The 319-nt window shown below is 48.0% G+C and carries 1 protein-coding gene; it reads right to left on the bottom strand.

Translation table 11 applies throughout. From position 1 onward, the window contains the following. Positions 1–319, bottom strand: a 319-nt coding sequence (locus Q4563_RS18240) for a hypothetical protein (RefSeq protein ID WP_303605511.1), incomplete at both ends; no start/stop codon positions are given.

Below are 319 nucleotides of genomic sequence, written 5' to 3'. Positions count from 1 at the left end.
CAATCAAACCGAGCAAGCCCTGTCGTAATTGTGGGATCGGTGCAATACGTGCAGTCAGGGAATCAACCAGCAAGGACATAAACTCTGCAGACAGGTGGGCATGGTCATAGTGATTGATCACCAGTACGGTATCACCGCTCTGTAATTCAAGAGAGATTCGGTCGTCTTTTAACAAGGCGCCCTTGACTGAAGAAAAGAAACGATCAAGATCTTGCTGATAATCAGCCATCTTGTGTGTGGTGCCAGCGGATGCCAAGGCTTCCATCCAGAGCTGTCGAAAGCGGCGTGGTGAAATTTCGTCTTCAACCACTTTTAATTC

It is taken from the genome of Gilvimarinus sp. 1_MG-2023, assembly GCF_030548285.1.
Note: the sequence above shows the minus strand (reverse complement) of the source record. Positions and strands in the feature narration are given on the sequence as shown.